This window comes from Paenibacillus cremeus, assembly GCF_007786445.1.
Classification (GTDB): domain Bacteria; phylum Bacillota; class Bacilli; order Paenibacillales; family NBRC-103111; genus Paenibacillus_G; species Paenibacillus_G cremeus.
This window is the reverse complement of record NZ_VNJI01000033.1, coordinates 26,519-52,535: the sequence shown is the minus strand read 5'-3', so window position 1 is coordinate 52,535 and position 26,017 is coordinate 26,519. Positions and strand designations below refer to the sequence as shown.

Genomic DNA, 26,017 nt, shown 5'->3' with positions numbered 1-26,017 from the left:
AAGGGAAACGGCACCGATGATTCGGCGATCATTTCCCTTTTGGTTTGATTGTGACTAGTCCTTATCCCAGCAGCCGGTTCAAGCCTTTGAATTCCAGCTCCTCGAATTTCTCGATCACCGCGGAGCGGTCTAGCTCCCAGAAGCAGTCCTCCAGCGCGCAGGCAACCGGTGCTTCGCAGAAAATCGTCGCAAGATTTTTCGATAAATGCAGCATGTCGAGCTGAGACTCAATCTTGGTACGGACGCCCTTCGGCAGCTGGGCCAAATTTTCTAGAATCCCGTCTACCGAGCCGTATTCGATCAACAGCTTGAGCGCGGTCTTCTCTCCGATGCCTTTGACGCCAGGATAGTTGTCCGCTGTATCGCCCATCAGACCTTTGAGGTCAATGATCTGCTCCGGCTTCAGCTGTTTTTCCTCTAGTAACGTCTCGGGGGTGTAGACCGCGTAGTTTCCTTGGCCCTTTTTCATAATGACCACACTGACCCGCTCCGATACGAGCTGCAGCATATCGTGGTCTCCCGTTAGTATGTATACCTGCGCGTCCTCGCTATAGCTCTTAGATAACGTGCCGATACAGTCATCCGCCTCGTAGCCATGCACGCCTACATTGACCACGCCAAAGCTGGACGTCACTTCCTTCACCAGCTCAAACTGCGGGATCAGCTCTTCCGGACACTCGATCCGGTTCGCTTTGTATTCGGTAAACTGCTCGCTGCGGAACGTCTTGCTCCCCATGTCCCAGCAGCATACAATATGCGAAGGCTGAAAGCGCTGAACGGCATCCCAAAAATATTTTATAAATCCAAATACCGCATTCGTCGGCACACCCGCACTCGTTTTCATAATGTATCCGCCATACGAGGTGGCATAAAACGCCCGGAACAGCAGCGCCATACCGTCTACCAGCAGTACCGTCGGTCTCACTTCATTCATCTCATTCATCTCATTCGTCACTTGCATCTCTCCCATGTAAACCTATTGCCATGCCTATTATAGCACAGAAAGCGGCCCCCGAGCGGACGGAATTGCAAAAACAAACACCCCCTGCCCCGTCACCCAAAAAGGCTGCGGAACAGAGGGTTTTCAACTTGGCTCAGGAACGCTGGGCATTGTGCAGCCGATATTGCATCGGTGTGGTGCCGAGCTTTTTCTTGAACACGTAGTGCAAGTAATTCGCGCTTGAGAAGCCGTTCTGGAACGCGATCTGATCGATCGTCGCATCGCTGGCCGCAAGCTCCGTGCATATATGCATCAGCCGCACCTGCTCGATGTACTCGCTGAACGTACCGCCTGTCTGCTCGCGGAAAATGCGCTGCAGCTGGCGTGCGCTAATCTGCACCCGCTCTGCCACGATTTCCAGTGTTAGCGGGGCCATGTAGTTGTCTTTAATAAACTGCACGGCCAGCTGATAGCGGTAGTGCTTCATGTCGCGCGACGGCAGCTCCTGCTGCGGCATCGTCTCGTAAGCACGGGTCATGCGCAGCAAAATTTGGATGATCGACTGCTTGATCACGGTCATCACGCCGGGCTGGTTGTCGTGCCAAGCACGGTAGGCGGTGAGGAAGCACTCCATCGCACGATAGGTGTCCATCACCGGCCGCGCCGGCAGCTGCTCCAGCAGGTGGATACAGGAATCCGCCTCCGCCCGCTCCCAGCGCGCACCCCAATCGTCTGCCCCCGCCAGGCCGTCCTCCAGCCGATGGATGTCGATGTGCAGGCACAATTCGTCCATCGCTTCGAACGCATCCGCCTCTTGGTAATGCATCAGCCCGGGGCCAGTCAAATACATCATGCCCTCGTGCAGAGAGAACGGGTCGTTGCCGAGAATAACTTTGCCCTTCCCGCGCGGAATGAAGTGAAACTCGTAATCGGAATGCTTGTGAAAATGTGCGATTTTCCCCGGCGGAAAACTGGTATGGTGAAATTTCAACATCCGAATTCCATAGCTGCCCCAACGAAATTCTACATCCAGCCGATCCAGCGCTTGCGGATTGGCAAGCATAGACTCATACGGATACGGCCTCGCGCCGAGTCGGGTTTGGCCGTTCATCGCTGCAAGTCGCTAAGCTGGATCGCGCTGCCGGAAGCGGCCGACAAATTCGACGCCTCCATCAGGCGAGTCAGATCGATCGCCATGGCGATGTTCTCCGTCGCTGTCGTTCCTTGCTCGATGTGCTCCACCCATTGATGGAACGCGGACTGTCTTTCAGCCGGAAGCGGCTGCACCTGCCATTCCTTGTTGCCTTCGTCCCCAAGCTTCGAGCTGCGGACGAGCAGCTTGTTATCGTGCGTCGAGAACAGCAGGCTGCCTTCGGTACCATGCACTTCGATGACGAACGGCGAGTGACGGTTCACAAAGCCCGCTTCCACAATCGCAAGCGCCCCGTTAGAATACCGCAGGACGGACACCGCATTGTCTTCCACGGTTTTTCCCGTTACATATCCGTAGTTGGCCGTAACGCTCTCAGGAAGACCCAAGAATAAGCGAGCCAGGTACATCGGATGGCAGCCGAGGTCGATCATCGCTCCGCCGCACGTTTGCTCGCCATTATAAAAATGTGCAGGCAGCCAGCCCAGCGGACCGCGCTCCGATGGAATCGCACCGTTGTGGGACAAGCGAGTACGAACCAGGGTCAGATCGCCGAGCAAGCCTTGCTTCAGAATATCCTGAATGGCCAAGGTATAGTTAAAGTTCAGGCGCGGGAGAGAAACCGTCAGCTTCACGCCAGCCTCTTCCACCGCCGCAACGATTTCGTTGCATTCCTTCAGCGTGGACGCTACCACTTTTTCAGTGAAGATATGCTTGCCTGCTTTAGCCGCGGCAACCAAAACATCGCGGTGCACGTTGGTCGGAGTATCGACAATGACGCCATCAATATCCGGCTGCGCCAGCAGTACATTCAAATCCTCGTAAAAGCGCACGCCGCGCTCCTCTGCTTCCTTACGTCCGCGCTCCGGCTGCTCGTCCCAAACCGCTACGATTTCCGTACCTGGATGTTCTGTTGCTTGCTTCGCGTAGTCTCTGGCATGGACGTGCCAAAAGCTCAACATCGCTACTCTGATCATGTGTTTACGTCCTCCTGAGCTCATTTAATAAATGGCATTAATCGAAGTATACGGCTTTGCCTGTTTTCGCGGACTCGTAAATAGCTTCCAAAATCTCGGAAACCACACAAGCCTGCTCCGGCGTAACCACCGGCTGTTTATCGTTCAGAATCGCATCGATCCACAGACGCGCTTCCGTTTCTTCTGCTTTCTCTTTCTTCCCGTCGTAGAATGCTACGCCGCCGGCATCCAGCTGCACTTTGTTCGTGTACAAACGGCTGTGCTTCTCACCGTTCACACGAAGACCGTCTTCCATATCGGCTCCGCCCTCGGTACCCATCAGCGTACATTTCGCTTCTTTCACGTCCAGCGTGTTCAGCGCCCAGCTCGATTCGAGCATGATAGTCGCGCCATTCTTCATCACGATCATACCCATAGCGGAATCTTCCACCGTGAACTTCTTCGGATCCCATGGACCCCAAGCATTAGCAGCGTTTTCTTTACCGGAAAGCTTATGGAACGTCGTCCCAAGTACAACCTTCGGCTCGTAGTTATTCATAACCCAGAGGGTCAAATCCAGTGCATGTGTACCGATATCGATCAGCGGACCTCCGCCTTGCTTCTCTTCATCCAAGAATACGCCCCAAGTCGGAACGGCACGGCGGCGAATCGCGTGTGCTTTAGCATAGTAAATTTCTCCGAGCTCGCCATCTTCGCAAATTTGCTTCATAAAGAGGCTGTCCGGACGGTAACGGTTGTTATAGCCTACAGCTAGCTTCTTGCCGGTGCGCTTCGCAGCTTCTACCATGCGGCGTGCGTCAGCAGCGGTTTTGGCCATTGGCTTCTCGCACATCACATGCTTGTCCGCTTCCAAAGCGGCGATGGAAATTTCAGCGTGAGAGTCGTTCGGGGTGCACACGTGCACAACATCAATCGAAGCATCCGCCAGAAGCTCGCGGTAGTCCTCATATACTTTAGCGCCTTCTGCGCCGTATTGTGCAGCAGCCTTCTCGGCCTTCTCGGTGACGATATCACAAAAAGCGACAAGCTCAACTTGATCAAGCTTCGAGAGGCTAGGCATATGCTTTCCGTTTGCAATTCCGCCGCAGCCGATAATACCGATTTTCAATTTTCCAGACACGTGTGTATCCTCCTTTAATATCATGGGACTCTTAACAAATTTTATCATGACACAGGTGAGGTTGAAATTGCAATTTAATGACAATAAAGACTCAGATTTTGCGACATGCGAATTTTGATCGTGGTGTGAAATCGCGCAAAAAGCCCGTGCAAAAACGCGCGGGCTTTAGGAGCTGAGCGCTAAGCGACGATGAAGGTCGTGCCTTGACCAAGCTGACTGGTCACTGTAATCGTACCATGATGCATATCGATAATTTTCTTTACGATGGACAGGCCGAGTCCACTCCCGCCCATGGTACGGTTTCTGGATTTGTCCGCTTTATAGAATCGCTCGAAAATATGCATTTGTTCATCATCCGAAATCCCGGTGCCACTATCTACGATATGGATTTCCGCTTTCCCTGAACTGCTCGTTAAATGAAACGCCGACGGCCCCGCCAGCGGGGGTAAATTTGATCGCATTGTGAATGAGATTCGTCCACACTTGACTGAGCAGATCTTCATCCGCTGTTATCGTGACCTCGGCTAATTCAATGTCCATCACCATTTGCTTGTCTACCCATTGCGGCTCGCAGGCTAAAACTAAGTTGCGGAGCTGCTTATCCAGCCTGAAGCTGCGCGGCTCAAACGGATGCTGCTGAGACTCGAGCGAAGAGAGCTTGAGCAGATTGTCGCTTAACTTCGATAAGCGCTTGCTTTCCGCTTCGATGATATCGAGGTAATGTGTGCGCTCTGCGTCGGAGATCGTATCACTCTTTAATGCGCGCGAAAATCCGCTGATAGAGGTCAGCTCTTTGATGACCGCGGTATCATTCGTCATTCGGGAGATGGTTTCGCCCGTCTGGTTGTTATCATAATAGCGAACCGGAAGCACCAGCAGCTTTTTCCACAGGCGATCCCGAATGCCCGCCACGACACACTGACCCGCATAGTTCAGGAGGTAGATCGAGATCCCCGAACCGATAGCCATCAAGATAAAAGCGACCCCCATGCCACCGATCTGCGTCCAGCTGATGGAGCTGACCGAGAAGCTGTCGACGGCGTTTTTCGTAAACAGTGGGATCATGAGCCCCACCAATGTAGATATGATGCTTAGCGTCAGCGCAATGGTTAAAATTAGCTTAGGCGGATTCGCCTGCATCAGCAAGCGGACAAACGCGCGCCAATTGCCTTTATTCGTTATTTCACCTTCTGTGTATGTTCTTGCCATTTGCATCTCTCCTTATCCGAACCGGACTCCCGTCCGTTCTCTGTCAATGACCTTACTTCTGCATCATACGGGTCAATTTATAAACAGAATATAAACGGAGTGGATTGTTCGGTGAGGGAGGAAAAAAGAGCCCGCCGATTAGCCGGCAGGCTCGAATTGTATTTAATTGTCTGGCCCTGCTGACTGACCTCAGGGCGCTCTAGCGCGGCTTTTCCGCTTTGCAGCCCGCGTTAACTGTTGATCAGGCGTTCTAGCGCGGTTTTTCCGCTTTGCAGCCCACGCTAGCTGTCGATCGGGCGCTCTAGCGCGCGCTATGTAAGAAATGTCCCTGATCGGAGCCCTTTCGAAGGAGTACATCCGCGTTTTTGAGGTAGCTTTTCATGTTCATGTCCATTTCCATTCACTCAATCTTGTGCGCCGTGAAGAAACTTTCCGATCCGCGCAACCGCCTCCCGCAGGCGATCCTCTTCCTGCACCAGCGCAATGCGGACGTAGCCTTCACCCTCTTGTCCAAACGCGTCGCCCGGAATTACGACAACGCCTGCCTTATACAGCATTTCCCGGGAAATTTGTCGAGATGTCCAGCCCTCCGGAATGCGCGCCCAGATGAACATCGTAGCCTTCGGCTTGGCTATATTCCAACCTGCTTGGCGCAAGCCATCCACGACAATATCCCGTCTCCGCTCATACGTGCCAGCCACTGGCGTGCTCTCCGGAGACATGTCCTCCTCCAGCGCTGCGATCCCAGCTCGCTGCACAGCCACAAACACCCCATAGTCGATATTCGACTTGAGAATGCGGAGCGACTCGACCACATCGGATCGGCCGACCATAAACGCGATGCGGCAGCCGGCCATGTTGAAGCTTTTCGACAAGGAATGGAACTCAACGGCGCACTCCTTAGCCCCTTCGACTTCCAGAATACTTGGTGGTCGAAAGCCGTCAAATGCCATCTCGGAATAAGCCAAATCATGTACGATCAATAGCTCATGACGCTTCGCGTACGCAACCAGGCGCTCGAAAAACTCCCGCGTAGCCACCGCCGACAACGGATTGCTCGGATAGTTGAGCAGCATAAATTTGGCTTTGGAAGCCACTTCGTGCGGAATTTGCTCCAGGTCAGGGAGAAAATCATTCTCCTCCCGCAGCGGCAGGAAATAAGGTGTGACCCCTGCGATGACCAGGCTGGCGGAATATATCGGATAGCCTGGGTCCGGCACCATGACGATGTCTCCCGGATCCGTAACCGACAGCGCCAAATGCGCCAGTCCATCCTGCGATCCCATCAGCGTGACGATCTCCGTCTCGGGATTCAATTCGACGCCAAAGCGATGCTTATACCACTTCGCGACGGTTTGCCGGAACGGCAGGCTGCCTTCAGAGGTCGGATACCCGTACACGCTTGGATCCGCGACCGCTTCTTGCAGCGCTTGGATCACCCGGGCGGACGGCGGACGGTCCGGACTGCCAATGCCCAGATCGATGACGTCGACGCCGCGGTCCATGACTTCTTTTTTCCACGCTGCCATTTCAGAAAAAATAGCCGACCCGAGTTCGGCCAGCCGATTAGAACGTAATTGCTTCATGGGGTTAACCTCTTTTTCGAATAAAGTGAGAGTAGTGCAGCACAAGTTTATGCGGTTAATCATTTAGTCCATTAATGCGTTCGAGCTTCGTCACACGTTCAAATCGCCTAAGCGGTGCACAAGCGCCATCATCCCTACCAGGAAGCCGGCGAGCAGTACGTACGCAATCCCGAATTTCCAGCGGGAGGCGACAGGCACGTCATAGTACTTGTCATTTTGATACAGCGTATAGTCGATCTGGCAGTGGATCATCAGATGCAGGCCGGTTTCTTTTTGCAAATGGTCCAGCTTCGTCACATGCGCCCGCTTGATCAAGCCTTGATGCATCAGCGGGACCGTCCCTTTAAAATCCAGCGACTCCCACATCACCCGCACATATTGCTGACCGTCCAGGTCGGAAAAAGTGACAAAAGGCAGCTCGCGTTTATGCTCGGTGCCGGGGATGAGATAGCCCTGCTCGATAAGCGGCTCGGCTGATACAAGGAAGCTGGCCGTGACGAACCGTTCTTCGCCGTGGTGACGGTGCTTGACATATTTTTTGTACAGGTCGTACGCGAACATAGCCCAGATGATGAAGAACAAGATCGAACGAATATAAATAATGATAAATAAGCCGCCGATTAAGCCGATCAGCCACAGCCAACGGGAGATTGCCGTAGCAATACGCCCGCCGTCCAGCGGATGGATCGGAAGCAGATTGAGCAAGTTGAGGAAAAAACCGACGTAGGCCAGCGAGTAAAACAGCTCGCTATCCGTCAGATAGGCAGCTACAAAGACGGCGAGTGCACCAATCGTGCCCAACAGCGGACCGCCGTAAGCCATATAAGCCTCGGTTACGGCATCGCGGGGATGCTTTTTCATGCTGATCAATGCCCCGAGAAACGGGATAAACACCGGTGCTGTGACCGGCAGCCCCTTCTGCTTGGCGGCTATGACATGTCCCAGCTCATGGACGAAGATCAGCAGCACAAAGCCGATCGCGAATTGCCACGGATAAATAATCGCATAGGCTCCGACCGACAGCAGCATCGATATCAGCACGCCGCCGAATTTGCCGAACTTTAACAGCGCCAGCAGCGACTTACCCTTGGCCAAAATGAACATCACTGCGGCACCGAGATACCACAGCGGGTTTTGCTTCTTCGGTTTCGGTTGGTTCGGCAACAGCGTTCCCCCTCCAGAATTAGTTGTTCGTGCTCCCCCAGACTTCCGCATACGTTTCCGGCTTAAAGCCGACCGTAACCTGTTGTCCATCCGTTACGACCGGACGCTTGATCAGCCTTCCGTTCGAGGCCAGCAGCTCGATCATATTTTCTGCGCTCATCCCCGGCAGCTGGTCCTTCAGCTTCATTTCCTTATACACTTCACCGGAGGTGTTGAACCATTTTTTAATCTCGAGCCCGCTCTGGGCAATCAGCTCTTTCAAGTGGGCAGCGGAAGGCGGGGTTTCAAACAAATGGATCGTCTCGACCTCCACTCCCTGCTCCTTCAGCGATTTCAGTGCGTTGCGGCAGGTGCCGCATTGGGGATACCAGTACATTGTGACGCGTTTGCCGTTCATGTGTTATTTCCATCCTTATCGATTAGTAGAGTGTACGGTGGTCTGTCCTCAATTATACCGATGAAAGCCGCCCTCCTGCAAACGAAAACGCTCAATTCACACACTAAAAATCCGACTTACCATACCTTTAGTTGAAAAATAATGCCAATCCGCCGATAATGAAAATGGATTGTCCATTTCATCTGACCGGAGCGTTCCAACCATGATTTATGTGCTAAAAGCGTTATATATGTTTGTGCTGCCTCCCGGCTTATTCATCGTGCTGATGCTGGCTGTAAGCGTGTGGCTGCTCTACAGGCATCAGAGTAAAATTGCATGGGTGCTTCTCGGCTTTACGGCGCTGCTGTATCTAGTGTCCATTCCGCCTGTCGGGGAGTCGGCCCTGCGCTCATTGGAGAGCCGCTACGAACCGCCTGCGGCCATCAATGGCGACGTGTACGTCGTGCTGACGGGCGGCGCAGTGACCGGAACCCCCGATGCCAGCGGACCGCATGATCAAAGCAGCCTCAGTCAGACTACGATGAGCCGGATGGCAGCCGTGGTCGAGCTGTACGCGAGAAAAAAGCTCCCCATCCTCATCTCGGGAGGACAGGTGTACGAGAATTCGGGCAATGAGGGGCAGATCTCGAAGCGGGCGCTGATTGCGATGGGGGTGCCGCAGACCGACATTTTGCTGGAGGATCGCAGCCGCACCACGCAGGAAAATGCGGTCAATTCCGCTCAAATGCTGAGGGAGCACGGCTTTCAGCATCCGATTCTGGTCACCTCCGCCTCGCATATGGTTCGAGCCGTTAAGCATTTTCGCACGCAGCAGGTGACCGTGACGCCATACCCCGTCGCCTACATGGCAAGCCGCGGGGCCGGATGGAGCGCCAGACAGCTGCTGCCAAGCTCCATCGCGATGGATGACCTTGCGTTAGCCATGAAGGAGTATTTGGGCATGCTGCAGCCGTAAAGCAGTGAAGAAAAAAATCCGCTGATTCAAGGTACAGGGCATGGTTCCCTTTACGCCTTGGAAGAGCGGATTTTTTTAATGGTCCAGCAGCTGCTCGATGCATTGCTGCATATCGTCTGGGAGCGGCGCATGGAATTCCATCCATTCTTTGCGAATCGGATGCGTTAGGCCGAGTGTGACCGCATGCAGTGCATGGCGCGCCATTCCGTGATCCGGAGGTACATCGTCTAGCGTTGTAAGTCCGTACATCTTATCTCCAATGAGCGGATGGCCCAAGTGCTTCATATGCACTCGAATTTGATGCGTTCGGCCCGTCTCCAGCCACAGTCGAACGAGTGTAGCTTCCCGAAAGCGGCGCTCCACCCGATAGTGCGTCACCGCGCGATAGCCGGATTCGGTCACGATGCGGACGTGCGGCTGCTCCGGATCACGATCGATCGGCGCATCCACCGTGCCTTCGTCGCTAGACAGGCAGCCGTGCACGAGGGCGACGTACTCTTTTTTCAGCTCGTGGGCTTGCATTTGCTCGGAGATTTGCTGGTGGACGTACGGGTTTTTGGCGATGGCGAGCGTCCCCGATGTTTCCTGATCGAGCCGGTGAATCGGACGAAAGCGGTAATTCGCACCCTTTTGCTGCCAATAGTAGACGACCCCGTTCGCCAGCGTTTCGGTATAATGGCCGTGCGTCGGATGGACGATGCGGCCCGCCGGCTTGTTCAGCACCAGCAGCTCTTCATCCTCGTACACAATGTCCAGCGGAATCGGCTGGGGCAAAATATCGTCCGACGTTTCCTCCACCATCCGCACCGCCACCTGGTCGCCCGCCTTTACCTTGATGTCGATATACTTGCGTTCCCCGTTCACGGTAATCCCCTGCTCGGTCATTTTCAGCCGGGACAGAAGCTTGCGGGAAATCATCAGTCGTTTTTGCAAAATCGTCCGCAGCATAAAGCCGTCTTCCTCCGCCGGAACGATGTACTCTAAAGGCTTGTAATAGCTCATGGCTTGCGTTTGAACACCTCTGCGCTTCGCACATACTCCACATCCGGGGAGCCTGCGCGGTGATTGGCCGTCCGGGCTACGGTGAAAAACAGATCAGAAAGCCGGTTCAAATACCTACGCACTTCTTCGTTGATCGGCTGCTTGCGGGCCAGCGTCACCACCCGGCGTTCAGCCCGGCGGCATACCGTCCGGCAAACGTGAAGCGCTGAGGAAGCCTGCGTCCCCCCAGGCAAAATAAACCGCTGAATGTCCGGCGTCTCCGCATCGTACTTGTCGATCCACGTCTCCAGCCGGTCGACCATCTCCGCCGTCACCTTGAACGGTCTCTGATCCGGCTTCAGCAGCGCCAAATCCCCGCCGCAATCGAACAGCTCATGCTGGATCTCCAGCAGATCCGCCATCAGATCCGCATCGCGCCCCGCATCCAGAAACCCGATCGCCTGACCGACAAAACAGTTCAGCTCATCCACCGTCCCGTACGCTTCGACCCTGGCATCGTCTTTGTCCACGCGGCCGCCGATTACCCCGGTTTGCCCTGCATCGCCGGTTCTTGTGTAGATTTTCATGCGATTCCCCTCCCACACCTTGTTTTAAAATCAGTCGCTTGATTACGTTACATCTATCATCGCATATAACCGCTTCATATCCAAGTGAGCTCTGACATGGTCTGCAAGCCGGTCGAACGCCGCTTCTCTTCGCTCCATGAACCGCAGCTCCGCCGGCAGAGCAGGCCAGCCCTTGCGCTCGCGCAGAGTGTTCAGCCACGCTCTCCGGAAATCGTCGTTGTGCAAGATCCCATGTACGTACGTTCCCCAACAGCGCCCGTTCGCACTGATAACGCCATCGGCATGATGGCTGCCGTTTTCATGCAGCAGCAGGAAGGGGTGCTCCACAGGCTGTAGGAATGACGTCCGGCCCATGTGAATTTCGTAGCCCTGAATCGGCAGGCTGGTGCCGGTGCCATATAAACTCGTTGTGCCGCTTGCCAGCACCGTGCGTTTGTCCTTCGTAAACACCGTCTCCGTCGGAAAAAGCCCCAGCCCGCTCAGCTTCGGCTGATCCGATTCTACCAGCTCGGGATCGAGCAGCCGCTCGCCGAGCATTTGGTAGCCCGCGCATATGCCCACAAGCGCCCCTTGCGCCTCCAGAGCATAGTCGATCAGCCTCCGGTCCAGACCGCTCTGCCGAAGGTACAGCAGGTCGTCGACCGTATTTTTACTGCCCGGTAAAATGACGGCATCAGGCCGGCCGAGCTCCTCGGCGGTGGTCACGTAGCGCAGCCGCACATCCGGCTCATAGTCCAGCGGATCGACGTCCGTGAAGTTGGAGAGCCGGGGCAGCCGGATCACGGCGATATCCAGCAGATCGGGCATGGAGGAGGCAAAGGCGGTCTCAGCCAGTCTGCGATCGAGTGAGGCCGAATCCTCGTCCTCCAGCCCCAGCTGCGGCAAGTAAGGGATAACGCCAAGCACCGGCTTGCCCGTTCGCTCCTCCAGCCAGTCGATGCCGGGCTGCAGCAGCGAAACGTCCCCGCGAAATTTATTAATGATGAACCCTTGGACGCGATCGCGTTCCTCTGGGGTTAAGATGTCCAGCGTCCCTACGATGGACGCAAATACACCGCCTCGGTCGATATCGGCCACCAGCAGCACGGGCGCCTCCGCCCAACCGGCCAGCCGCATATTGACGATGTCGCGGTCCTTCAGGTTGACCTCCGCGGGACTGCCCGCGCCTTCCAGCACCACGACGTCGTACGCTTCCCTTAGCCGGTGCAGTGCCTCCTTCACGATGCCTTCCGCCACCGTGAGGTACTGCTCACGGTACGCCCTGGCTTCCAGATCGCGGTACGGCTTGCCGTGGACGACGACTTGGGCGACCATGTCTTTTTTGGGCTTGAGCAAAATCGGGTTCATGTCGGTCGTCGCCGCAATGCGGCAGGCGTCCGCCTGCATGCCCTGCGCCCGGCCGATTTCTTTTCCGTCCGGCGTGACGTAGGAGTTCAGCGACATGTTCTGTGACTTGAACGGAGCCACGCGCCGGCCGTCCTGCAGCAGGATGCGGCAGAGCGCCGCCGTTAGCAGGCTTTTGCCGACATCGGAGGCCGTGCCCTGCAGCATTAGCGTGGGTGCAAGGCGGCTTGTGACAGGGGCGACGTGCTCTGTGGGTGCAGGCGGTGTTGTCGCCGTGACTGCGTCGGTTAGCATATTCAGGGCCGCCTCCAGCTCCTGCAGCAGCCGCTCATTGTGCTCGCGCAGCTTCACAGCCACCCGGACGTCGCTGTCGCTCAGCCCCTTAAACAGGGAGGCGTCGCGGATCAGCACGCCTCGCCGCCCCATTTCGGCTTGCAGCTCCTGCACTTTCAAGCCCAATGACTTCAGCGAGAACAAAATAAAATTGGTGTCACTGTCATATACCATGAGCCCCAATTTTTTGAGCCCGGCGGTCAGCCATGCACGCTCCTTGGGGAGCCATGCTAGCGTGCGCTTGGCAAATGCTTTTTCCGCTAGGACTGCTGTTCCGATCCATTGCGAGAGCGCATTGACACTCCACTGCACCTGCAGCCGGCGCATGGCCTTGATCCGATCTGGATGTGCCACGGCATAGCCGAGCCTCAGTCCCGGGATCGAATAAAATTTGGTCATCGAGCGGATGACCGTCAGATTCCGGCTGCGAGCCGCCGCTGGGATGAGCGTCAGCTCCTCCTCGCGCTCCGAGAAATCGAGGAACGCTTCATCGATGACTGCCGGGACGTCCCCGCCACGCAGCCACTGCACGACGGACTTTGGCAGCAGTCGTCCGGTCGGATTGTTCGGGTGCCCGAGGAACAGGACATCACAATGCTTCGATGCCGCCTGCACCTCCGCCAGCTGCAGCTCGAAGCCTGAAGACGCTTGCAGCGGGATATCCAGCACCTGCGCGCCGATTTTGTCCACCGCCTCCTCGTACTCCGAAAACGATGGCCTTGCGAGACCCGTCACCCCCGGCTGCAGCACCCGCACGGCCAAGTCGATCAGCTCCGCCGCGCCGTTGCCGACGAGAATGCACTCCGGCTCCACGCCGTGCTTTTGGGCGAGCATCCGTGTCAGCTCCCGGACCGCAGGATCCGGATAATGGGCCACCTCCTGCCATCGCTCCTGCACAAGGCGGCCGATCACCTCTGGCGGTCCGAGCGGGTTCATGTTCGAGCTGAAGTCGAGAAACTGCTCCTTCGGCCGGCCGAACGACTCCGCCGCCGTCCACAAATCGCCGCCGTGTCCGTAACGCTCCAGCATGTATTCGTCCCCCTATAGTTGTAATATGCAGCGCTTCGCTTGCTGTTAACCACCTGCTAGCTTCCGATGGCCCATAGCAAAAGAAGCAGTAGAACCGCCTCCAAAAGCTCGTTCATCGCACCATACGTATCGCCGGTCAAGCCGCCGAGCTTGCTGCTTAAATATCGGCTCATGATCAAGCCCGCTGCGCCCGAGACCGCTCCGAAGAGAGCTGCTGTCGCCCACGCCCGCGAAGCTTCGAAGCCAGCCGCCTCCGCCGTAAAGCATGCGGCCAGCACAGCTAAACCAGTCTGTACGGCCAGCGTGAACCAGCCGATGCCGCGAAACATCCCGCCCATGCCGCCGCCCTGTTCCTGCCTTGCATATGGCCACCTCGCGATGGCGACCACCATAAACCAGCGGCTCCACAGCGTGGCTAACGGCAGCAGAAAGAGCTGCGGGCTCGCGCCCTGTTTGAGCAGCTCCTGCAGCAAGGACCATTTTAGCAGCAGCACCAAAACGCAGGCTACCACCCCCATCGCGCCAACGCGGCTGTCTTTCATAATTTCCAGCATCCGCTCGCGCGACCGGTGGCTTAGGATGCCGTCTGCGGTATCCATCAAGCCGTCTAGATGAAGTGCGCCGGTCAGTATTACCCAGCTGGCGAGCAGCAATGCAGCGGCTGGGAGCACCGGCACACCGATCAGGAGGAGCATTTGTCCAATGCCAACGAGCAACCAGCCCAGCACGACCCCGACCACGGGGTAAAACACAACGCTGCGACGAAACAACGCATCATCATAGTGCAAATTCACCGGCAGCGGCAATCGGGTCAAAAATTGAAACGCAGCAATCAGCGCCGCACCCCAGCCCTTCAGTCCATCCATAGCGCGCACAGCAGCAGCCCTCCCGCGATTAAAAAGCTGACCGCATACATCATCCGCACGGTCTTCACAATATCTTCCCGCCCCCGTTCGCGCAGCGGCCAGCCCATTCGCGCCCGCTCGCTGACCCGGCCGTGATACACGTTCACCCCGCCCAGCTCGATGCCGAGCGCCCCCGCTACCGCGGATTCCGGGATGCCGCTGTTCGGGCTCGGATGCAGGTGGGCGAAGCGCCGGACCGCAGCGAACGACCGCGCTGCCGAAAGCCCTGGCGTTGCCCACGCGACGGCCCCCAGCAGCAGGCCCGTCAGCCGGGCCGGGAGCCAGTTCAGTACGTCGTCCCAACGGGCCGACGCCCAGCCGAAGTACAGGTACTTGTCGTTCTTGTAGCCAACCATCGAATCGAGCGTATTAGAAGCTCTATACAGCATGGCCAGCGGTGCCCCGCCGAGCAGGGCATAGCAGATGGGCGACACAACCGCATCGACGATGTTCTCTGCCACCGTCTCGACCGCCGCGCGCGTGACCTCCGCCTCGTCCAGATGCGAGGTTTCTCTTCCTACGATGTAGCCGACATACTTCCGCGCCTCATCCATCCGCCCTTCCTCCAGCGGGCGATACACCGCTACGGCCGCTTCCTTTAAGCCCTTCACGGCCATGGTGGTGGATATAAACCAGACGTTCACCGCATAGCCCAGCCAAAGATGGATCGCGCCCGCGAGCCAGACGATGAGCCACGTGCAGCCAAACGCCGCACACACGGTAACCAGTGTCAAAAGCACACCTAGCTGCTGTTTCCGTTGATCTGACGCCCCCCGGCTCCCAAGCAGCGCCTTTTCCAGCGACGTAATCCATCGCCCGATCCAAATGACCGGGTGCGTCAGCCATCGCCAGGACGGATCGCCGACGATCCAATCCACGATAATAGCGGCAAGCACCATCCACAGCGTTTCCTGCACCCCATACAATAACAAAACCGTTCCCCCGCACGTTTGATTATGAAAAAGCAGCCCTTTGCAGCCCACCGGCCCTCCAACGCGGATTTCCCGCTTTCGGCACGCCCCTTGCGATCCACTGGACTCTCCAACGCGGATTTACCGCCTACGGCGAGCCCTTCGCGGACTTCGGGCCCCTCCAGCGCGGATTCTCCGCTTTAGGTCAGCCTGAACGCTTGGCTTTTCAGCTCCACGGGGATGCCTGAGGTGACAAGGAATACCTGGTCCGCCACCTTCGCCAGCCGTTGGTTCATGCGCCCGGACAAATCGCGGAATTGCCGGCCCAGCTTGTACTCCGGCACAAGGCCATAGCCTACCTCGTTCGTCACCAGCACGATCTGGCTGCGACACGCTACGAACGCGCTAACTAGCTCTTCGATCTTCGCCTCCACTTTGCGCTCGGCCTCCACCTCGTGCTCCATCCGCAGCAGCCAGTTAGACAGCCACAGTGTCAAGCAATCGACGAGCACGACCGGAGCCTCGGCAGCTTGCAGCGTTTCCGCCAATGCGTACGGCTCCTCCACCGTCGTCCAGCGGTAGCCGTGCGCCTCCCGGTCCCGCCGGTGCAGTGCGATGCGCTCCCGCATCTCTTCATCATAAGCTTGGGCCGTGGCGATATAGACCGCCTGCTCCCGCTCTCTCCCCTGTCCTTGCTCCTGTCCTCGTTCCTGTCCATGTCGCTGCTCCTGCTCGCTGAGCCTAGCGGCATACGCTTCCGCGAACGCGCTTTTGCCGCTTCGCGCGCCGCCCGTTACGAGTACCTTCATCCGCTCAGTGCTCCTCAGTACCCGTAGAAACGCCCGCATCCGCGAAGGTGGCCATTTCCTTGACCAGCTTCACGGCCGCCTCGATCAGCGGAAACGCCAGCACCGCACCGGTCCCTTCGCCGAGCCGCATGTCCATCCGCAGCATCGGCACGAGCCCGATCTCCTCAAGCAGACGGGCATGCCCCTGCTCCTGCGACAGATGCGAGGCGATCATATACGCGGTGCTCAGCGGCGCCAACCGCGCTGCGATCAGAGCGGCCGCCGACGAGATGAACCCGTCGATGACGACGGGACAGCGGTGGTGGGCGGCGCCTAGAATCACCCCGACCAGTCCGGCGATCTCCAATCCGCCGACCTTAGCAAGCACGCCGAGCGGATCCGCCGCATCCGGCTCATTCACTTCCAGCGCACGGCGGATGACCGCCTGCTTATGCTGCAGCCTCGCATCGTCGATGCCGGTGCCGCGCCCAGCGGCGCTCACCACGTCCGCGCCTCCGAGCACGGCCAGAATTGCTGCGCTGGCCGTCGTGTTGCCGATGCCCATCTCGCCGGTGGCAAACAGGCCGTAGCCTTGTCCGACCAGCTCGGCTACCAGCTCCACGCCAACCATCACCGCCCGCTCCGCTTCCTCGCGCGTCATCGCCGGCCCTTTGGCCATGTTGGCCGTCCCGTAGCGCACCTTGCGCGAGTACAGACTCTGATGCTCCAGCTCGGCATTCACCCCGATATCGACGCAGACGACATCGGCGCCCGTATGCCGTGACAGCACATTGACCGCTGCTCCGCCATGCAGGAAGTTGAGCACCATCTGCGGCGTCACCTCCGCCGGGAAGGCGCTGACCCCCTCCTCGCAAACGCCATGGTCGCCGGCCATCACGATGACCGCCTTGCGCCCCAGCTCCGGCTTAACCTCTCCTCGGATGCCTGCCAGCTGCTTGGCAACCTCCTCCAGTCGGCCCAAGCTGCCCGGCGGCTTCGTCAGCTGGTCCAAATGCTGCGCCGCTTCCTCCACCTTCCGCTCATCGAGCGGCTTAATACCGTTGATTACCTCTACCAAAGACAGATTCTTCACGTCAATTCCCCTTCCCAAGCAATATTTGCGGTACACCGCTATCCGGGTGCGGCAAAATATACGGACGCGTCCCATAGACGCGCTCCAGCAATTCAGCGGTCAGCACGTCCTCCGGCTTCCCAAGGCCTGCCGCACGCCCATCGTGCAGCAGCATCAGCCGATCGCAATACTGCGCCGCCAGGTTCAAATCATGCAGCACCGAAATGACCGTCAGCCCCCGCTCCTGCTGCCAGGTGCGCACCAGGCTCATCATCTCCACCTGATAGCCGATGTCCAGAAAGGTCGTCGGCTCATCGAGCAGCAGCAGCTGCGGCTCCTGTGCCATCGCTTTGCCCAGTGCTACCCGCTGGCGTTCTCCTCCGCTCAGCCGATCCAAGGGACGTTCCGCGAGCGCTCCGAGCCTCAGCTCCTCCAGAATTCGCTCGACCAGTGTCTCCGCATACCCTGCCGACGCGTCCGGCTCGTCCCCGAGCCAGTTCTGGAACGGGTACCGCCCCATCTCGATCACCTCGCGCACCGTGTAGCTTAGCGGAGGAAGCGCTTCCTGTTGGAGCACCGCCAGCTTCCGTGCCAGCGCCTGTCTAGCCAGCTGTCCCACCGGCTGGTCATCCAGCCGCACCTCCCCCGTCGCTGGCCGATCGACACCTGCGATCAGCTGCAGCAGCGTCGACTTCCCGCTTCCGTTCGGCCCCAAGATGCCCAGCCATTCCCCGGGCTTCACTTGAAAGCTGACCTCCTCCAGCACTCTGCGCGAGCCAAACACCTTACTCAGCCGCCCCACATCCACTCTAACCATCGCCAAGCTCCTCCTAAACAGGGGCGAATGAAATCCATGATTGTCCCGCATTCATCTCGGTCTCAAGCCACCATCCCGCTTTACCCAGCCTGCCCACGATCCCCTCGCCGACTGCGCCTCAGCAAATAGGCAAAGAACGGCGCCCCCATAAACGCCGTCACCACCCCAAGCGGCAGCTCCGTCGGGCTTAGCGCCATGCGTGCGATCGTATCCGCACAGAGCACATAGATCGCCCCGCCAACGAGCGAGAGCGGAAGCAGCAGCCGGTAATCCGGTCCGACGATTAGCCGAAGCAAATGCGGAACGAGCAGCCCGACAAAAGCGATCACACCGGACACCGACACCACAGCTGCCGTCATGAGCGTCGCAGCGACCAGCACGACGAGCTTCGTCCGCTCGACGTTCACGCCGAGGTGCGCCGCCTGCTTTTCGCCCAACGCAAACACATTCATCGCCCGCCCGCAGCTGAGCAGCACGAGCGTGCCGACCGCCAAGTATGGCAGCAGTACCAACGAATAGCTCCATCCCCGCAGCGCCAGGCTTCCCATCGTCCAAAACAAAATCTCGTTAATGACCTGCTTAGACAGCGCTACCATTAACGAGACGAAGGCACCAAGAAAAGCCTGCATAACCACCCCGGACAAAATAACCGTCTCCATCCGCAGCTTCCCGTCGGTTCTCGCCAGCAGCAGGACCGCGCCAAGCGTCAACGCCCCTGTTCCGAAGGCCACCACCGGCACCGTCCACATCCCGAACCAAGCGAGCTGCAGCCCGAACAGGATCAAAAACGCAGCCCCAGCCGACGCCCCCGACGAGACACCCAGCGTATAAGGATCGGCCAGCGGGTTGCGCAGCACGCCCTGAAAGGACGCACCGGCCAGCCCCAATGCAGCTCCGACCAAAATGCCGAGCACCATCCGCGGAAGCCGGACCCGCCAAACAATTTGCTCCGCCGCGACGTTCCACTCCACCGGAATCCGCTCTCCCCAGCCGGGAATCCGATGCAGCAAAATTTCCCACACGTGCACCAGCGGTACGCTGACCGTCCCAATCGACAACGCCACCGTAGCGGACAGCACCAGCAGAGCCAGTGCCGCCCCTCCCCAGATCCACAGCTTCCGCCTCATTTTATTTCACCAAATCTGGGTAGATGCCTTTCGCGAATTCCACCAGCGCCGCCGTAATGCGGGGACCCGGACGGCTCATCATGTTGTCGTCTACACCGACGAGCTTGTTGTTTTTCACCGCATCGATCTGATTCCACCCACTTCGCGCGCGGATCAGCTGATCCATGTTTTTCTTGGACGAATCGTCGACTAAATTTTTCGGATACAAAATGACCTGCGGATTCGCCGCAATCACTTTCTCCTCGCTTAGCTGCACGTAGCCTTTCTCGCTAGAAGCCACATTCACCCCGCCTGCAGCCGTAATCAGCTCATCGATGAACTCGCCTTTGCCAACCGTCCAGCCCGGAGAAATCTCGATGAACACCTTTTTCTTCTGCTCCGGCTTGACGTCCTTCACGGCATCCGCCACCTTCTTGCGGTCGGCTTCCATGGAGGCGGCCAGCTTCTCGGCCTGCTCCTGACGGTCAAAAATTTGCCCCATAAGCTTAATGTTGTTAATGATATCATCTATCGTTTTCGGCTCGACCTTGAACAAATTCACCTTCAGCTCCCGCAGCTTCTCCACGGTGGGCGTCGGCATCGACACGCCGGTCATGATCAAATCCGCATTGGCCGCGATCAGCGCCTCTTCATTGGGCTTCACGATGCTTCCGAGCTTCGGCTTCGATTTCACTTCAGCAGGATAATCGCAGAAGTCCGACACCCCGACCACCTTATCGCCCAGCCCCAAGGCATACAGCGTTTCCGTCTCTGCCGGCGAAACCGAAGCAATGCGCTCCGGCGCTTTGGCAAAGGTAAATTCTTTCCCCGTCGCATCCTTAATCTTCAGCGGATACGTCGTCCGCTTGGCAGCGACGGTCCCTGCATTCGTCCCACCGGACGCCTTCGGCGGAGCCACTAGTTCTCCCTGCCCCGGCACTTTATTGGTACTACCTCCTCCGCAGCCGGTCAAGGCCGCGATCACCGTCACCCCAATGACCGCAGCCAGCCACGTTTTTTTTCCACTGTATTTAAGCACGATTATTCATCTCCTAACGTTAAAAATGCCCCCTGCCACGGATCCGCATCCATCAGCAGAGGGCAAAACGAGCTTCTCACTTTTGAGCAATCTGCTTCAGCACTTGCTTCGCCTTCTCCTTATCCGGGGCGTTGGCCGGGATGAACGCGAAAAGGTTTTTGCCGTTTAAATTTAACTCCGTAAACCATTTGGTTTTTTCCATCGGAATGCCGTACAGGTGCTTCTCCGTCTTGCCGTTGTCGGTCAGCTCCAGAACGCCATCAGGAAAATCCTCCGGCTTCGCCACGTCATCCAGTGATACATAGCCGCCCTGCTGCCCCAGCGCCTTAAATTGCTCTCCTGGAATAATGAGAATGCCATTCTCGCCTGCGGCAATTTCCACGACCATTTTATCCATCGAAAAAATCGGCGTCGTATTCAGCCTTACGGTCGGTGCTGCTCCCAGCTTGCTTTGCAGCGATTGGCCTAGCTTATCCCCTACCTCTGAAGGAATACCCTGGGAGGACATCATGAAAATAGAAACGTCCGCCTTCGGTCCATTATCACAGCCGGCTAGCGCCACCACCAGCAGCAGTACAACAATCAGCCATTTCCCTCTCATAGTCCGCATCTCTTCTCCTTCGCCGGGCTCTAGTTTTCTATTTTTTCCATCTTATCATAAACGAACCGTTCGTTTCAAAACGCAGCCCGCCGCCAGCCCACAAAAAAAGAAGCCGATTAATATCGGCCCCTTTGGTGTTTGTTCATATATTCGTTGATTTTTTTGTCCAGCTCCATGCTGATCTCGACTACCCTCGGGGAAGTTAGGCTGTTCCCGCCGAGCACAAGCTCTTCCAGCTCAATACGCAGCCGGTAAATATCGTCCTCTAACGATACTGCAGCCGAGGCCCGCTTTCGTTTTCCAAGAATCCACTTAGCCCGATGATCGTCTTCACGAATCCAGCCGATATGCAAGGTCTGACGAAGCTGATATTCCGGAAAAGCCATAAATCTTCCCTCCCCCTGTGTTACATCTTTAGTCCTGTATATAGAAAGTCACATATAATATTAATTATATGAAACTTCTTATACATCTAAGATACCAGTTTTGAGGGAACTTGAAAACGGGTTACTTTTATCCTATTTTGTCGAAATTACAATTTGTTTATAAATTTCCCGATGCGCTCAATCGCTTCCAGCAGCTGATTGACGGAATACGCATAGGAACAGCGGATAAAGCCTTCTCCGCCGAGCCCGAATACGGATCCCGGGACCGCTGCGACCTTCGCCTCATAGAGCAGCCGCTGAGCGAATTCCTCTGAGGTCATCCCTGTCGCTTGAATGGAAGGGAATGCATAGAAAGCGCCCTGCGGCTCATGGCACTCCAGACCGATTTCGCGGAAGCCGTGCACGACCAAACGTCTGCGCTGATTGTACGACTCTACCATCCGGTCCTTCTCTTCCAGCCCGTTCCTCAGCGCTTCGAGCGCGGCCACCTGCCCCATTGAAGGTGCACACATGACGGTGTACTGGTGAATCTTCAGCATCGCGGAGATGAGCTCCCGATGTCCACAGGCATAGCCCATCCGCCAGCCGGTCATAGCGAACGCCTTGGAAAAGCCGCTGACGAGAATCGTCCGGTCCCGCATGCCCGGGATGGATGCGAAGCTGACGTGCTTGTGCTCGTAGGTTAATTCAGCGTAAATTTCATCCGAAATGACGATCAAGTCGTTCTCTTCTACCAGCTTGGCGATGGGCAGCCAGTCCTCGTAGGTCATAATGCCGCCAGTCGGATTGCTTGGGTAGCACAGGATCAGCACCTTGGATTTCTGCGTGATCGCTGCTTTCAGCGACTCGGCCTTCAGCTTGAACTGGTCCTTGGCGAACGTCTCGATCCCGACCGGCTTGCCGCCGCTGATCATTGCAATTGGAGAGTACGAAATGTATGTTGGCTCCGGAATGAGAATCTCGTCCCCTGGAGTAATCAACGCGCGTAGCGCCAGGTCGATCGCTTCGCTGCCGCCGACCGTAACCAGCACCTCATCCTTCGGCTCATACGGCACATGGAACGATTCATATAAATACTCCGCAATCGCTTCGCGCAGCTCAGGCAATCCGGAGTTAGGCGTATATTTGGTATTGCCGCGCTCCAGCGAGTATACGCAAGCTTCCCGGACATGCCATGGCGTACTGAAATCCGGCTCGCCGACGCCGAGGGAGATGATATCTTTGCTGGCGCTGACGAGATCAAAAAACTTGCGAATGCCCGACGGTGCGATCTCGCGCACGAGCGGAGCCAAATATTGGCTCATCGATTTGCTTCCTTGATCTTGCTTCTGCTCTATCATTGCTCCTCAGCGTCCTTTATGGTGAGATTAAGAGACGGCGGTCATCCTCATGCTCTTCGAAAATAATGCCGTCCTGCTTATATTTTTTCAAAATAAAATGGGTTTTCGTAGAAAGCACCCGGTCAATCGGGGAGAGCTTATTAGAGACGAACGACGCCACTTCCTTGAGCGTCTTGCCTTCGATCTCGACGAGCAGATCGTACGCTCCCGACATCAAATACACGGATTTCACTTCGGGATATAAATAAATGCGCTCGGCAATCGCGTCGAACCCGCGTCCGCGCTCCGGCGTAATTTGCACCTCAATAAGAGCTGTAACCTTCTCGCTGTCCACCTTCGCCCAGTTGACGACAGTGGCATATTTAATGATTACGTGCGCATCTTCCAGCTCTCGGATCGCCGCCGCCACTTCCGCCTCCGATGCACCCAGCATTGTCGCAATCAGCGCCGGTGTCCGTCTCGCATCTTCTTTGAGCAGATCGACGATCTTCGCCTTAAATTGTTCCATGGTTTTGGTCCTCCTAAGCAGTTATTCCTTCATATTACACCCATTGGGCTATTTTTGGCAAAGAGTAATTCACATCGCCTGACGGCTGGAGGGCAAAGCAAAAAACCTCCACGAGCGGCGTGGAGGCAGATCATTTCACAATATTGGGCGACTACAGCATGAGCAGCTTGCGCATGTAACGTTCAATTTGGCGTTCCTTGTAATCCGGCAGAACCGCGAATTTGAAGGCTTGGGGTCCTGTGCAGCCATCCACCAATCGCCCCAGGGCAACCAGACGCTCTTCATCATAGGCAGCGATCACGCTGGCGTTCGAAGTGCAGATCTCGTGGGCGGACATACCGGCTTCAGCGGGCTCTGTAATGGAGTCGATCAGCTGCTGAACTTGCGTTTCAGCTGGAAGTTCTTTGTGCAGCGCGATTTTCATGCGATGTTCCCCTCTCCAATCGTTCTTACATTGATTAATATACAATAAAATGAATAAATATGCAATAATATTTAAAAAAATAGCGTCTGTCCAACGGGACAAACACTATTCATACAGTCGGTATGCAATTAAAAAATGCCCATGCTGAGATATCGTTCGCCGGTGTCCGGCGCAATGCACAGCACCCGCTTGCCTTTGCCCAGCTTCTTGGCGACCTGAATGCCCGTCCAAACGGAAGCTCCGGCCGATGGACCGACCAAGATGCCTTCCTTGCTTGCCAAGTCGCGCGCCGTCTGCAGCGCATGCTCGTCGGCGACCTGCACGATCTCATCGTATACGCCAGTATTGAGGATGGCAGGGATAAAGCCCGGGCTCGTTCCGACCAGCTTATGTGGCCCTGGCTTGCCGCCCGACAATACCGGTGAGCCTTTCGGTTCCACGACGTAAATCTGAATGCCCGGTAGATGGGCACGCAGTACTTCTCCCGTCCCGGTGATTGTTCCGCCCGTGCCGGAAGTCGCTACGAATGCGTCCAAGCGGCCTTCCATTTGCTCGATAATCTCCGGCGCCGTCGTGATCCGGTGAATGTCCGGGTTCGCGTGGTTCTCGAACTGCTGCGGGATGAAGCTGTTCGGAATTTGCTCCTTCAACTCCAATGCCTTCGCGATCGCTCCTGGCATCCGCTCCGCCGCAGGCGTCAGGACGACCTCCGCTCCGTAGGCTTTGAGCAGGTTGATCCGCTCCTTGGTCATGTTATCGGGCATGACGAGAATCGCTTTGTAGCCCTTTGCAGCGGCATTCATTGCAAGGCCAATGCCCGTATTGCCGCTTGTCGGTTCAATGATAGTCGCGCCTGGCTGCAGCTTCCCGTCTTTTTCCGCCTGCGCGATCAAGTTAAAAGCTGCGCGGTCCTTCACGCTGCCGCTGGGGTTAAAATACTCGAGCTTCACATACAGCTCCGCATCGTCTTCTCCAAGCAGTCTTCTGACGCGTACTGCCGGGGTATCCCCGATCAGCTCCGTAACGCTGTTCACCATTTTTCTGCTCTTGCTCATGCTGCCGCCGCTCCTTTTCGGATCGAGTCTGCTACGAGTAGGATTTCCCTCCCGTATAGACTCCATCTGCCATTATTCCCTTTTATTTTATCGGCAAAGTGTTTTTTGTCAAGGAAACGCTCGCAGGTTACACTTTCAGCGGCTTATGCAAATCGGGCGACGCTTCAATCTGGATCGTCACGTGATGGATGCGGAATCGGCGTTCCACAGTCGCCACCGCCTGCTTCAGAATGACTTGACTGTCTGCCTCCGCTTCAATCAACAGATGTCCGCTAAGCGAATCCAGGCCGGATGAAATCGTCCAAATGTGCAGATCGTGCACATCAAGCACGCCCGGAAGCTGCTCCAGAGCCTGGCGCACCTCGTTCGCATCAATATGCGGCGGCGTTCCTTCCATCAGGATATTGAGGCAATGCTTCACCACGTCGTAAGCGCCTCTGACGATGAGCAGGGAGACGAGCACGGAAATGAGCGGGTCCGCCCAGTACCACTGAAATATAATCATTAAAAGGCCGGCGGCCATCGCCCCAACAGAGCCAAGCGCATCTCCAAGAATATGCAGATAGGCACTTCGCAGGTTGAGGTTGTTCTTCACATCGCCCTGCCGCACCAACGACCAGGCGCTGGCCAGATTCGCGATCAGTCCGATCGATGCGATCAGCATCATGCTGCCCCCCGCAACCTGCGGCGGATGCTGGAAGCGCTCATACGCTTCGCGGATAATCCAGACAGCTACCAGCAGCAGGGTCACGGCATTGAACAGCGCAGCCAAAATTTCAAAGCGGTAAAAGCCGTACGTCTTCGCCGCCGATGCCGGCTTTGCTGCAAAGCGGACGGCTACCAGGCTGAGCACCAGGGAGCTGGTATCGCTCAGCATATGCCCGGCATCCGATAACAGCGCCAGGCTGTTCGTGAAGAAACCCCCGAAAAACTCCAGTAGCATAATGCCCGCTGTAATGAGCAGCGCTATCGTTAGCCCCCGTTTGCTTCCGTCGGCTGGCCCGTGGTGGTGGTGGCCCCCCGGTCCATGATGGTGTCCGTGATGGTGATGGCCATGGTGGTGGTGCCCGTGGTGCGCGGAGTGGTCTTGGACATCGTCATGATCGTGGTCATGAGAATGCTTGTGATCGTGAGTGTCGTCATGGTTATGTTCGTGGGTGTGGTCACAGACGTGTCCCTGCGTATGAGTGTGATTTTTGTGATCGTGATCATGGTCATGGTCATGGTCATGGCAATCATGCTTTGGATTCGAATCCGACCCGTGGCCTTTGTTAACCTTGTTGTCCATCCTCT

Annotated in this window: 27 protein-coding genes; 1 reads left to right on the top strand and 26 read right to left on the bottom strand. The window is 56.7% G+C overall.

All coding sequences use genetic code 11. The features are described from left to right. Positions 1–61 precede the first annotated feature (61 nt). The 9 genes from FPZ49_RS22585 to FPZ49_RS22545 all read right to left on the bottom strand — a co-directional run bounded on the left by FPZ49_RS22585 (position 62) and on the right by FPZ49_RS22545 (position 8,543). Positions 62–961 carry a 5'-3' exonuclease gene (locus tag FPZ49_RS22585; protein ID WP_261381545.1) on the bottom strand — a complete coding sequence of 300 codons (900 nt, stop codon included), beginning with the start codon at positions 959–961 and terminating at the stop codon, positions 62–64. Between the two features lie 133 nt (positions 962–1,094). Beyond that, positions 1,095–2,051 carry an AraC family transcriptional regulator gene (locus FPZ49_RS22580; protein ID WP_144851292.1) on the bottom strand — a complete coding sequence of 319 codons (957 nt, stop codon included), beginning with the start codon at positions 2,049–2,051 and terminating at the stop codon, positions 1,095–1,097. After that, positions 2,048–3,067: a Gfo/Idh/MocA family protein gene (locus tag FPZ49_RS22575; RefSeq protein ID WP_144851290.1), complete on the bottom strand. Its 1,020-nt coding sequence runs from the start codon at positions 3,065–3,067 to the stop codon at positions 2,048–2,050. The genes FPZ49_RS22580 and FPZ49_RS22575 overlap by 4 nt, the downstream gene beginning before the upstream one ends. Positions 3,068–3,104: 37 nt before the next feature. After that, on the bottom strand, positions 3,105–4,187 hold the full coding sequence (locus tag FPZ49_RS22570) for a Gfo/Idh/MocA family protein (protein WP_144851288.1): 1,083 nt from the start codon (positions 4,185–4,187) through the stop codon (positions 3,105–3,107). Positions 4,188–4,366: 179 nt separating this feature from the next. Beyond that, positions 4,367–4,648, bottom strand: a complete 282-nt coding sequence (locus FPZ49_RS22565) for a sensor histidine kinase (protein WP_144851286.1) — start codon at positions 4,646–4,648, stop codon at positions 4,367–4,369. Beyond that, a complete protein-coding gene (locus tag FPZ49_RS37540) occupies positions 4,560–5,396 on the bottom strand; it encodes a HAMP domain-containing sensor histidine kinase (RefSeq protein ID WP_144851284.1) in 837 nt (278 codons plus the stop codon). The genes FPZ49_RS22565 and FPZ49_RS37540 overlap by 89 nt, the downstream gene beginning before the upstream one ends. A gap of 404 nt (positions 5,397–5,800) precedes the next feature. Continuing rightward, on the bottom strand, positions 5,801–6,982 hold the full coding sequence (locus tag FPZ49_RS22555) for an LL-diaminopimelate aminotransferase (RefSeq protein ID WP_144851282.1): 1,182 nt from the start codon (positions 6,980–6,982) through the stop codon (positions 5,801–5,803). A gap of 90 nt (positions 6,983–7,072) precedes the next feature. Further along, a complete protein-coding gene (locus FPZ49_RS22550) occupies positions 7,073–8,086 on the bottom strand; it encodes a site-2 protease family protein (protein WP_391563853.1) in 1,014 nt (337 codons plus the stop codon). Positions 8,087–8,165: 79 nt separating this feature from the next. Then, positions 8,166–8,543, bottom strand: coding sequence for an arsenate reductase family protein (locus FPZ49_RS22545; protein WP_144851278.1), 378 nt, complete (start codon positions 8,541–8,543; stop codon positions 8,166–8,168). A gap of 202 nt (positions 8,544–8,745) precedes the next feature. On the opposite strand from FPZ49_RS22545, the gene FPZ49_RS22540 reads away from it, so the two are divergent. Continuing rightward, positions 8,746–9,498: a YdcF family protein gene (locus tag FPZ49_RS22540; RefSeq protein ID WP_144851276.1), complete on the top strand. Its 753-nt coding sequence runs from the start codon at positions 8,746–8,748 to the stop codon at positions 9,496–9,498. Between the two features lie 75 nt (positions 9,499–9,573). Here the strand turns inward: FPZ49_RS22540 and FPZ49_RS22535 are convergent, their stop codons facing one another. The 17 genes from FPZ49_RS22535 to FPZ49_RS22455 all read right to left on the bottom strand — a co-directional run bounded on the left by FPZ49_RS22535 (position 9,574) and on the right by FPZ49_RS22455 (position 26,012). Then, positions 9,574–10,500 (bottom strand): RluA family pseudouridine synthase, encoded by a 927-nt coding sequence (locus FPZ49_RS22535; protein WP_144851274.1) that lies wholly within the window; start codon positions 10,498–10,500, stop codon positions 9,574–9,576. Then, positions 10,497–11,066, bottom strand: a complete 570-nt coding sequence (locus FPZ49_RS22530; protein ID WP_144851272.1) for a cob(I)yrinic acid a,c-diamide adenosyltransferase — start codon at positions 11,064–11,066, stop codon at positions 10,497–10,499. Before FPZ49_RS22530 ends, FPZ49_RS22535 begins: the two co-directional genes overlap by 4 nt. Before the next feature lie 42 nt (positions 11,067–11,108). Next, complete coding sequence (locus FPZ49_RS22525) at positions 11,109–13,772, bottom strand: cobyric acid synthase (protein ID WP_144851270.1); 2,664 nt, start codon at positions 13,770–13,772, stop codon at positions 11,109–11,111. Positions 13,773–13,828: 56 nt separating this feature from the next. Then, positions 13,829–14,638 carry an adenosylcobinamide-GDP ribazoletransferase gene (cobS, locus tag FPZ49_RS22520; protein ID WP_144851353.1) on the bottom strand — a complete coding sequence of 270 codons (810 nt, stop codon included), beginning with the start codon at positions 14,636–14,638 and terminating at the stop codon, positions 13,829–13,831. Next, a complete protein-coding gene (cbiB, locus tag FPZ49_RS22515; protein WP_144851268.1) occupies positions 14,626–15,609 on the bottom strand; it encodes an adenosylcobinamide-phosphate synthase CbiB in 984 nt (327 codons plus the stop codon). Before cbiB ends, cobS begins: the two co-directional genes overlap by 13 nt. Before the next feature lie 179 nt (positions 15,610–15,788). Beyond that, entirely contained in the window at positions 15,789–16,397 is a 609-nt protein-coding gene (gene cobU, locus FPZ49_RS22510; RefSeq protein WP_144851266.1) for a bifunctional adenosylcobinamide kinase/adenosylcobinamide-phosphate guanylyltransferase, read from the bottom strand. A 4-nt stretch (positions 16,398–16,401) separates the two neighbouring features. Then, the gene (gene cobT / locus FPZ49_RS22505; protein WP_261381544.1) at positions 16,402–17,469 is read right to left on the bottom strand and encodes a nicotinate-nucleotide--dimethylbenzimidazole phosphoribosyltransferase; all 1,068 of its coding nucleotides are present in this window, start codon (positions 17,467–17,469) and stop codon (positions 16,402–16,404) included. 1 nt (position 17,470) lies between these two features. Next, positions 17,471–18,265: an ABC transporter ATP-binding protein gene (locus FPZ49_RS22500; protein ID WP_144851263.1), complete on the bottom strand. Its 795-nt coding sequence runs from the start codon at positions 18,263–18,265 to the stop codon at positions 17,471–17,473. Positions 18,266–18,345: 80 nt separating this feature from the next. Next, positions 18,346–19,392, bottom strand: coding sequence for a FecCD family ABC transporter permease (locus FPZ49_RS22495; RefSeq protein WP_144851260.1), 1,047 nt, complete (start codon positions 19,390–19,392; stop codon positions 18,346–18,348). 1 nt (position 19,393) lies between these two features. Further along, positions 19,394–20,410 carry an ABC transporter substrate-binding protein gene (locus tag FPZ49_RS22490; RefSeq protein ID WP_261381543.1) on the bottom strand — a complete coding sequence of 339 codons (1,017 nt, stop codon included), beginning with the start codon at positions 20,408–20,410 and terminating at the stop codon, positions 19,394–19,396. A 76-nt stretch (positions 20,411–20,486) separates the two neighbouring features. Then, positions 20,487–21,011 carry a hypothetical protein gene (locus FPZ49_RS22485; RefSeq protein ID WP_144851258.1) on the bottom strand — a complete coding sequence of 175 codons (525 nt, stop codon included), beginning with the start codon at positions 21,009–21,011 and terminating at the stop codon, positions 20,487–20,489. A 116-nt stretch (positions 21,012–21,127) separates the two neighbouring features. Beyond that, positions 21,128–21,397 carry an aspartyl-phosphate phosphatase Spo0E family protein gene (locus tag FPZ49_RS22480; RefSeq protein WP_144851256.1) on the bottom strand — a complete coding sequence of 90 codons (270 nt, stop codon included), beginning with the start codon at positions 21,395–21,397 and terminating at the stop codon, positions 21,128–21,130. A gap of 146 nt (positions 21,398–21,543) precedes the next feature. Then, the gene (locus tag FPZ49_RS22475) at positions 21,544–22,737 is read right to left on the bottom strand and encodes an aminotransferase class I/II-fold pyridoxal phosphate-dependent enzyme (RefSeq protein ID WP_144851254.1); all 1,194 of its coding nucleotides are present in this window, start codon (positions 22,735–22,737) and stop codon (positions 21,544–21,546) included. A 16-nt stretch (positions 22,738–22,753) separates the two neighbouring features. Beyond that, positions 22,754–23,245, bottom strand: a complete 492-nt coding sequence (locus FPZ49_RS22470) for an Lrp/AsnC family transcriptional regulator (protein WP_144851252.1) — start codon at positions 23,243–23,245, stop codon at positions 22,754–22,756. Positions 23,246–23,396: 151 nt separating this feature from the next. After that, positions 23,397–23,669: a hypothetical protein gene (locus FPZ49_RS22465; protein WP_144851250.1), complete on the bottom strand. Its 273-nt coding sequence runs from the start codon at positions 23,667–23,669 to the stop codon at positions 23,397–23,399. A gap of 128 nt (positions 23,670–23,797) precedes the next feature. After that, positions 23,798–24,724 carry a cysteine synthase A gene (gene cysK, locus FPZ49_RS22460; protein WP_144851248.1) on the bottom strand — a complete coding sequence of 309 codons (927 nt, stop codon included), beginning with the start codon at positions 24,722–24,724 and terminating at the stop codon, positions 23,798–23,800. 127 nt (positions 24,725–24,851) lie between these two features. Further along, the gene (locus FPZ49_RS22455; RefSeq protein WP_144851246.1) at positions 24,852–26,012 is read right to left on the bottom strand and encodes a cation diffusion facilitator family transporter; all 1,161 of its coding nucleotides are present in this window, start codon (positions 26,010–26,012) and stop codon (positions 24,852–24,854) included. Positions 26,013–26,017 lie beyond the last annotated feature (5 nt).

Bases quoted from the DNA above. Each gene is read 5' to 3' on its own strand.
- FPZ49_RS22470 (WP_144851252.1), bottom strand. From the start codon at position 23,245: ATGGAACAATTTAAGGCGAAGATCGTCGATCTGCTCAAAGAAGATGCG.
- FPZ49_RS22475 (WP_144851254.1), bottom strand. From the start codon at position 22,737: ATGATAGAGCAGAAGCAAGATCAAGGAAGCAAATCGATGAGCCAATAT.
- FPZ49_RS22540 (WP_144851276.1), top strand. From the start codon at position 8,746: ATGATTTATGTGCTAAAAGCGTTATATATGTTTGTGCTGCCTCCCGGC.
- FPZ49_RS22465 (WP_144851250.1), bottom strand. From the start codon at position 23,669: ATGAAAATCGCGCTGCACAAAGAACTTCCAGCTGAAACGCAAGTTCAG.
- FPZ49_RS22480 (WP_144851256.1), bottom strand. From the start codon at position 21,397: ATGGCTTTTCCGGAATATCAGCTTCGTCAGACCTTGCATATCGGCTGG.
- cysK (WP_144851248.1), bottom strand. From the start codon at position 24,724: ATGAGCAAGAGCAGAAAAATGGTGAACAGCGTTACGGAGCTGATCGGG.
- FPZ49_RS22550 (WP_391563853.1), bottom strand. From the start codon at position 8,086: ATGTTCATTTTGGCCAAGGGTAAGTCGCTGCTGGCGCTGTTAAAGTTC.
- FPZ49_RS22525 (WP_144851270.1), bottom strand. From the start codon at position 13,772: ATGCTGGAGCGTTACGGACACGGCGGCGATTTGTGGACGGCGGCGGAG.
- FPZ49_RS37540 (WP_144851284.1), bottom strand. From the start codon at position 5,396: ATGGCAAGAACATACACAGAAGGTGAAATAACGAATAAAGGCAATTGG.
- cobS (WP_144851353.1), bottom strand. From the start codon at position 14,638: ATGGATGGACTGAAGGGCTGGGGTGCGGCGCTGATTGCTGCGTTTCAA.
- FPZ49_RS22455 (WP_144851246.1), bottom strand. From the start codon at position 26,012: ATGGACAACAAGGTTAACAAAGGCCACGGGTCGGATTCGAATCCAAAG.
- FPZ49_RS22495 (WP_144851260.1), bottom strand. From the start codon at position 19,392: ATGAGGCGGAAGCTGTGGATCTGGGGAGGGGCGGCACTGGCTCTGCTG.
- FPZ49_RS22535 (WP_144851274.1), bottom strand. From the start codon at position 10,500: ATGAGCTATTACAAGCCTTTAGAGTACATCGTTCCGGCGGAGGAAGAC.
- FPZ49_RS22555 (WP_144851282.1), bottom strand. From the start codon at position 6,982: ATGAAGCAATTACGTTCTAATCGGCTGGCCGAACTCGGGTCGGCTATT.
- FPZ49_RS22485 (WP_144851258.1), bottom strand. From the start codon at position 21,011: ATGAGAGGGAAATGGCTGATTGTTGTACTGCTGCTGGTGGTGGCGCTA.
- FPZ49_RS22530 (WP_144851272.1), bottom strand. From the start codon at position 11,066: ATGAAAATCTACACAAGAACCGGCGATGCAGGGCAAACCGGGGTAATC.
- cobU (WP_144851266.1), bottom strand. From the start codon at position 16,397: ATGAAGGTACTCGTAACGGGCGGCGCGCGAAGCGGCAAAAGCGCGTTC.
- FPZ49_RS22565 (WP_144851286.1), bottom strand. From the start codon at position 4,648: ATGCGATCAAATTTACCCCCGCTGGCGGGGCCGTCGGCGTTTCATTTA.
- FPZ49_RS22500 (WP_144851263.1), bottom strand. From the start codon at position 18,265: ATGGTTAGAGTGGATGTGGGGCGGCTGAGTAAGGTGTTTGGCTCGCGC.
- FPZ49_RS22585 (WP_261381545.1), bottom strand. From the start codon at position 961: ATGCAAGTGACGAATGAGATGAATGAGATGAATGAAGTGAGACCGACG.
- FPZ49_RS22545 (WP_144851278.1), bottom strand. From the start codon at position 8,543: ATGAACGGCAAACGCGTCACAATGTACTGGTATCCCCAATGCGGCACC.
- FPZ49_RS22575 (WP_144851290.1), bottom strand. From the start codon at position 3,067: ATGATCAGAGTAGCGATGTTGAGCTTTTGGCACGTCCATGCCAGAGAC.
- FPZ49_RS22580 (WP_144851292.1), bottom strand. From the start codon at position 2,051: ATGAACGGCCAAACCCGACTCGGCGCGAGGCCGTATCCGTATGAGTCT.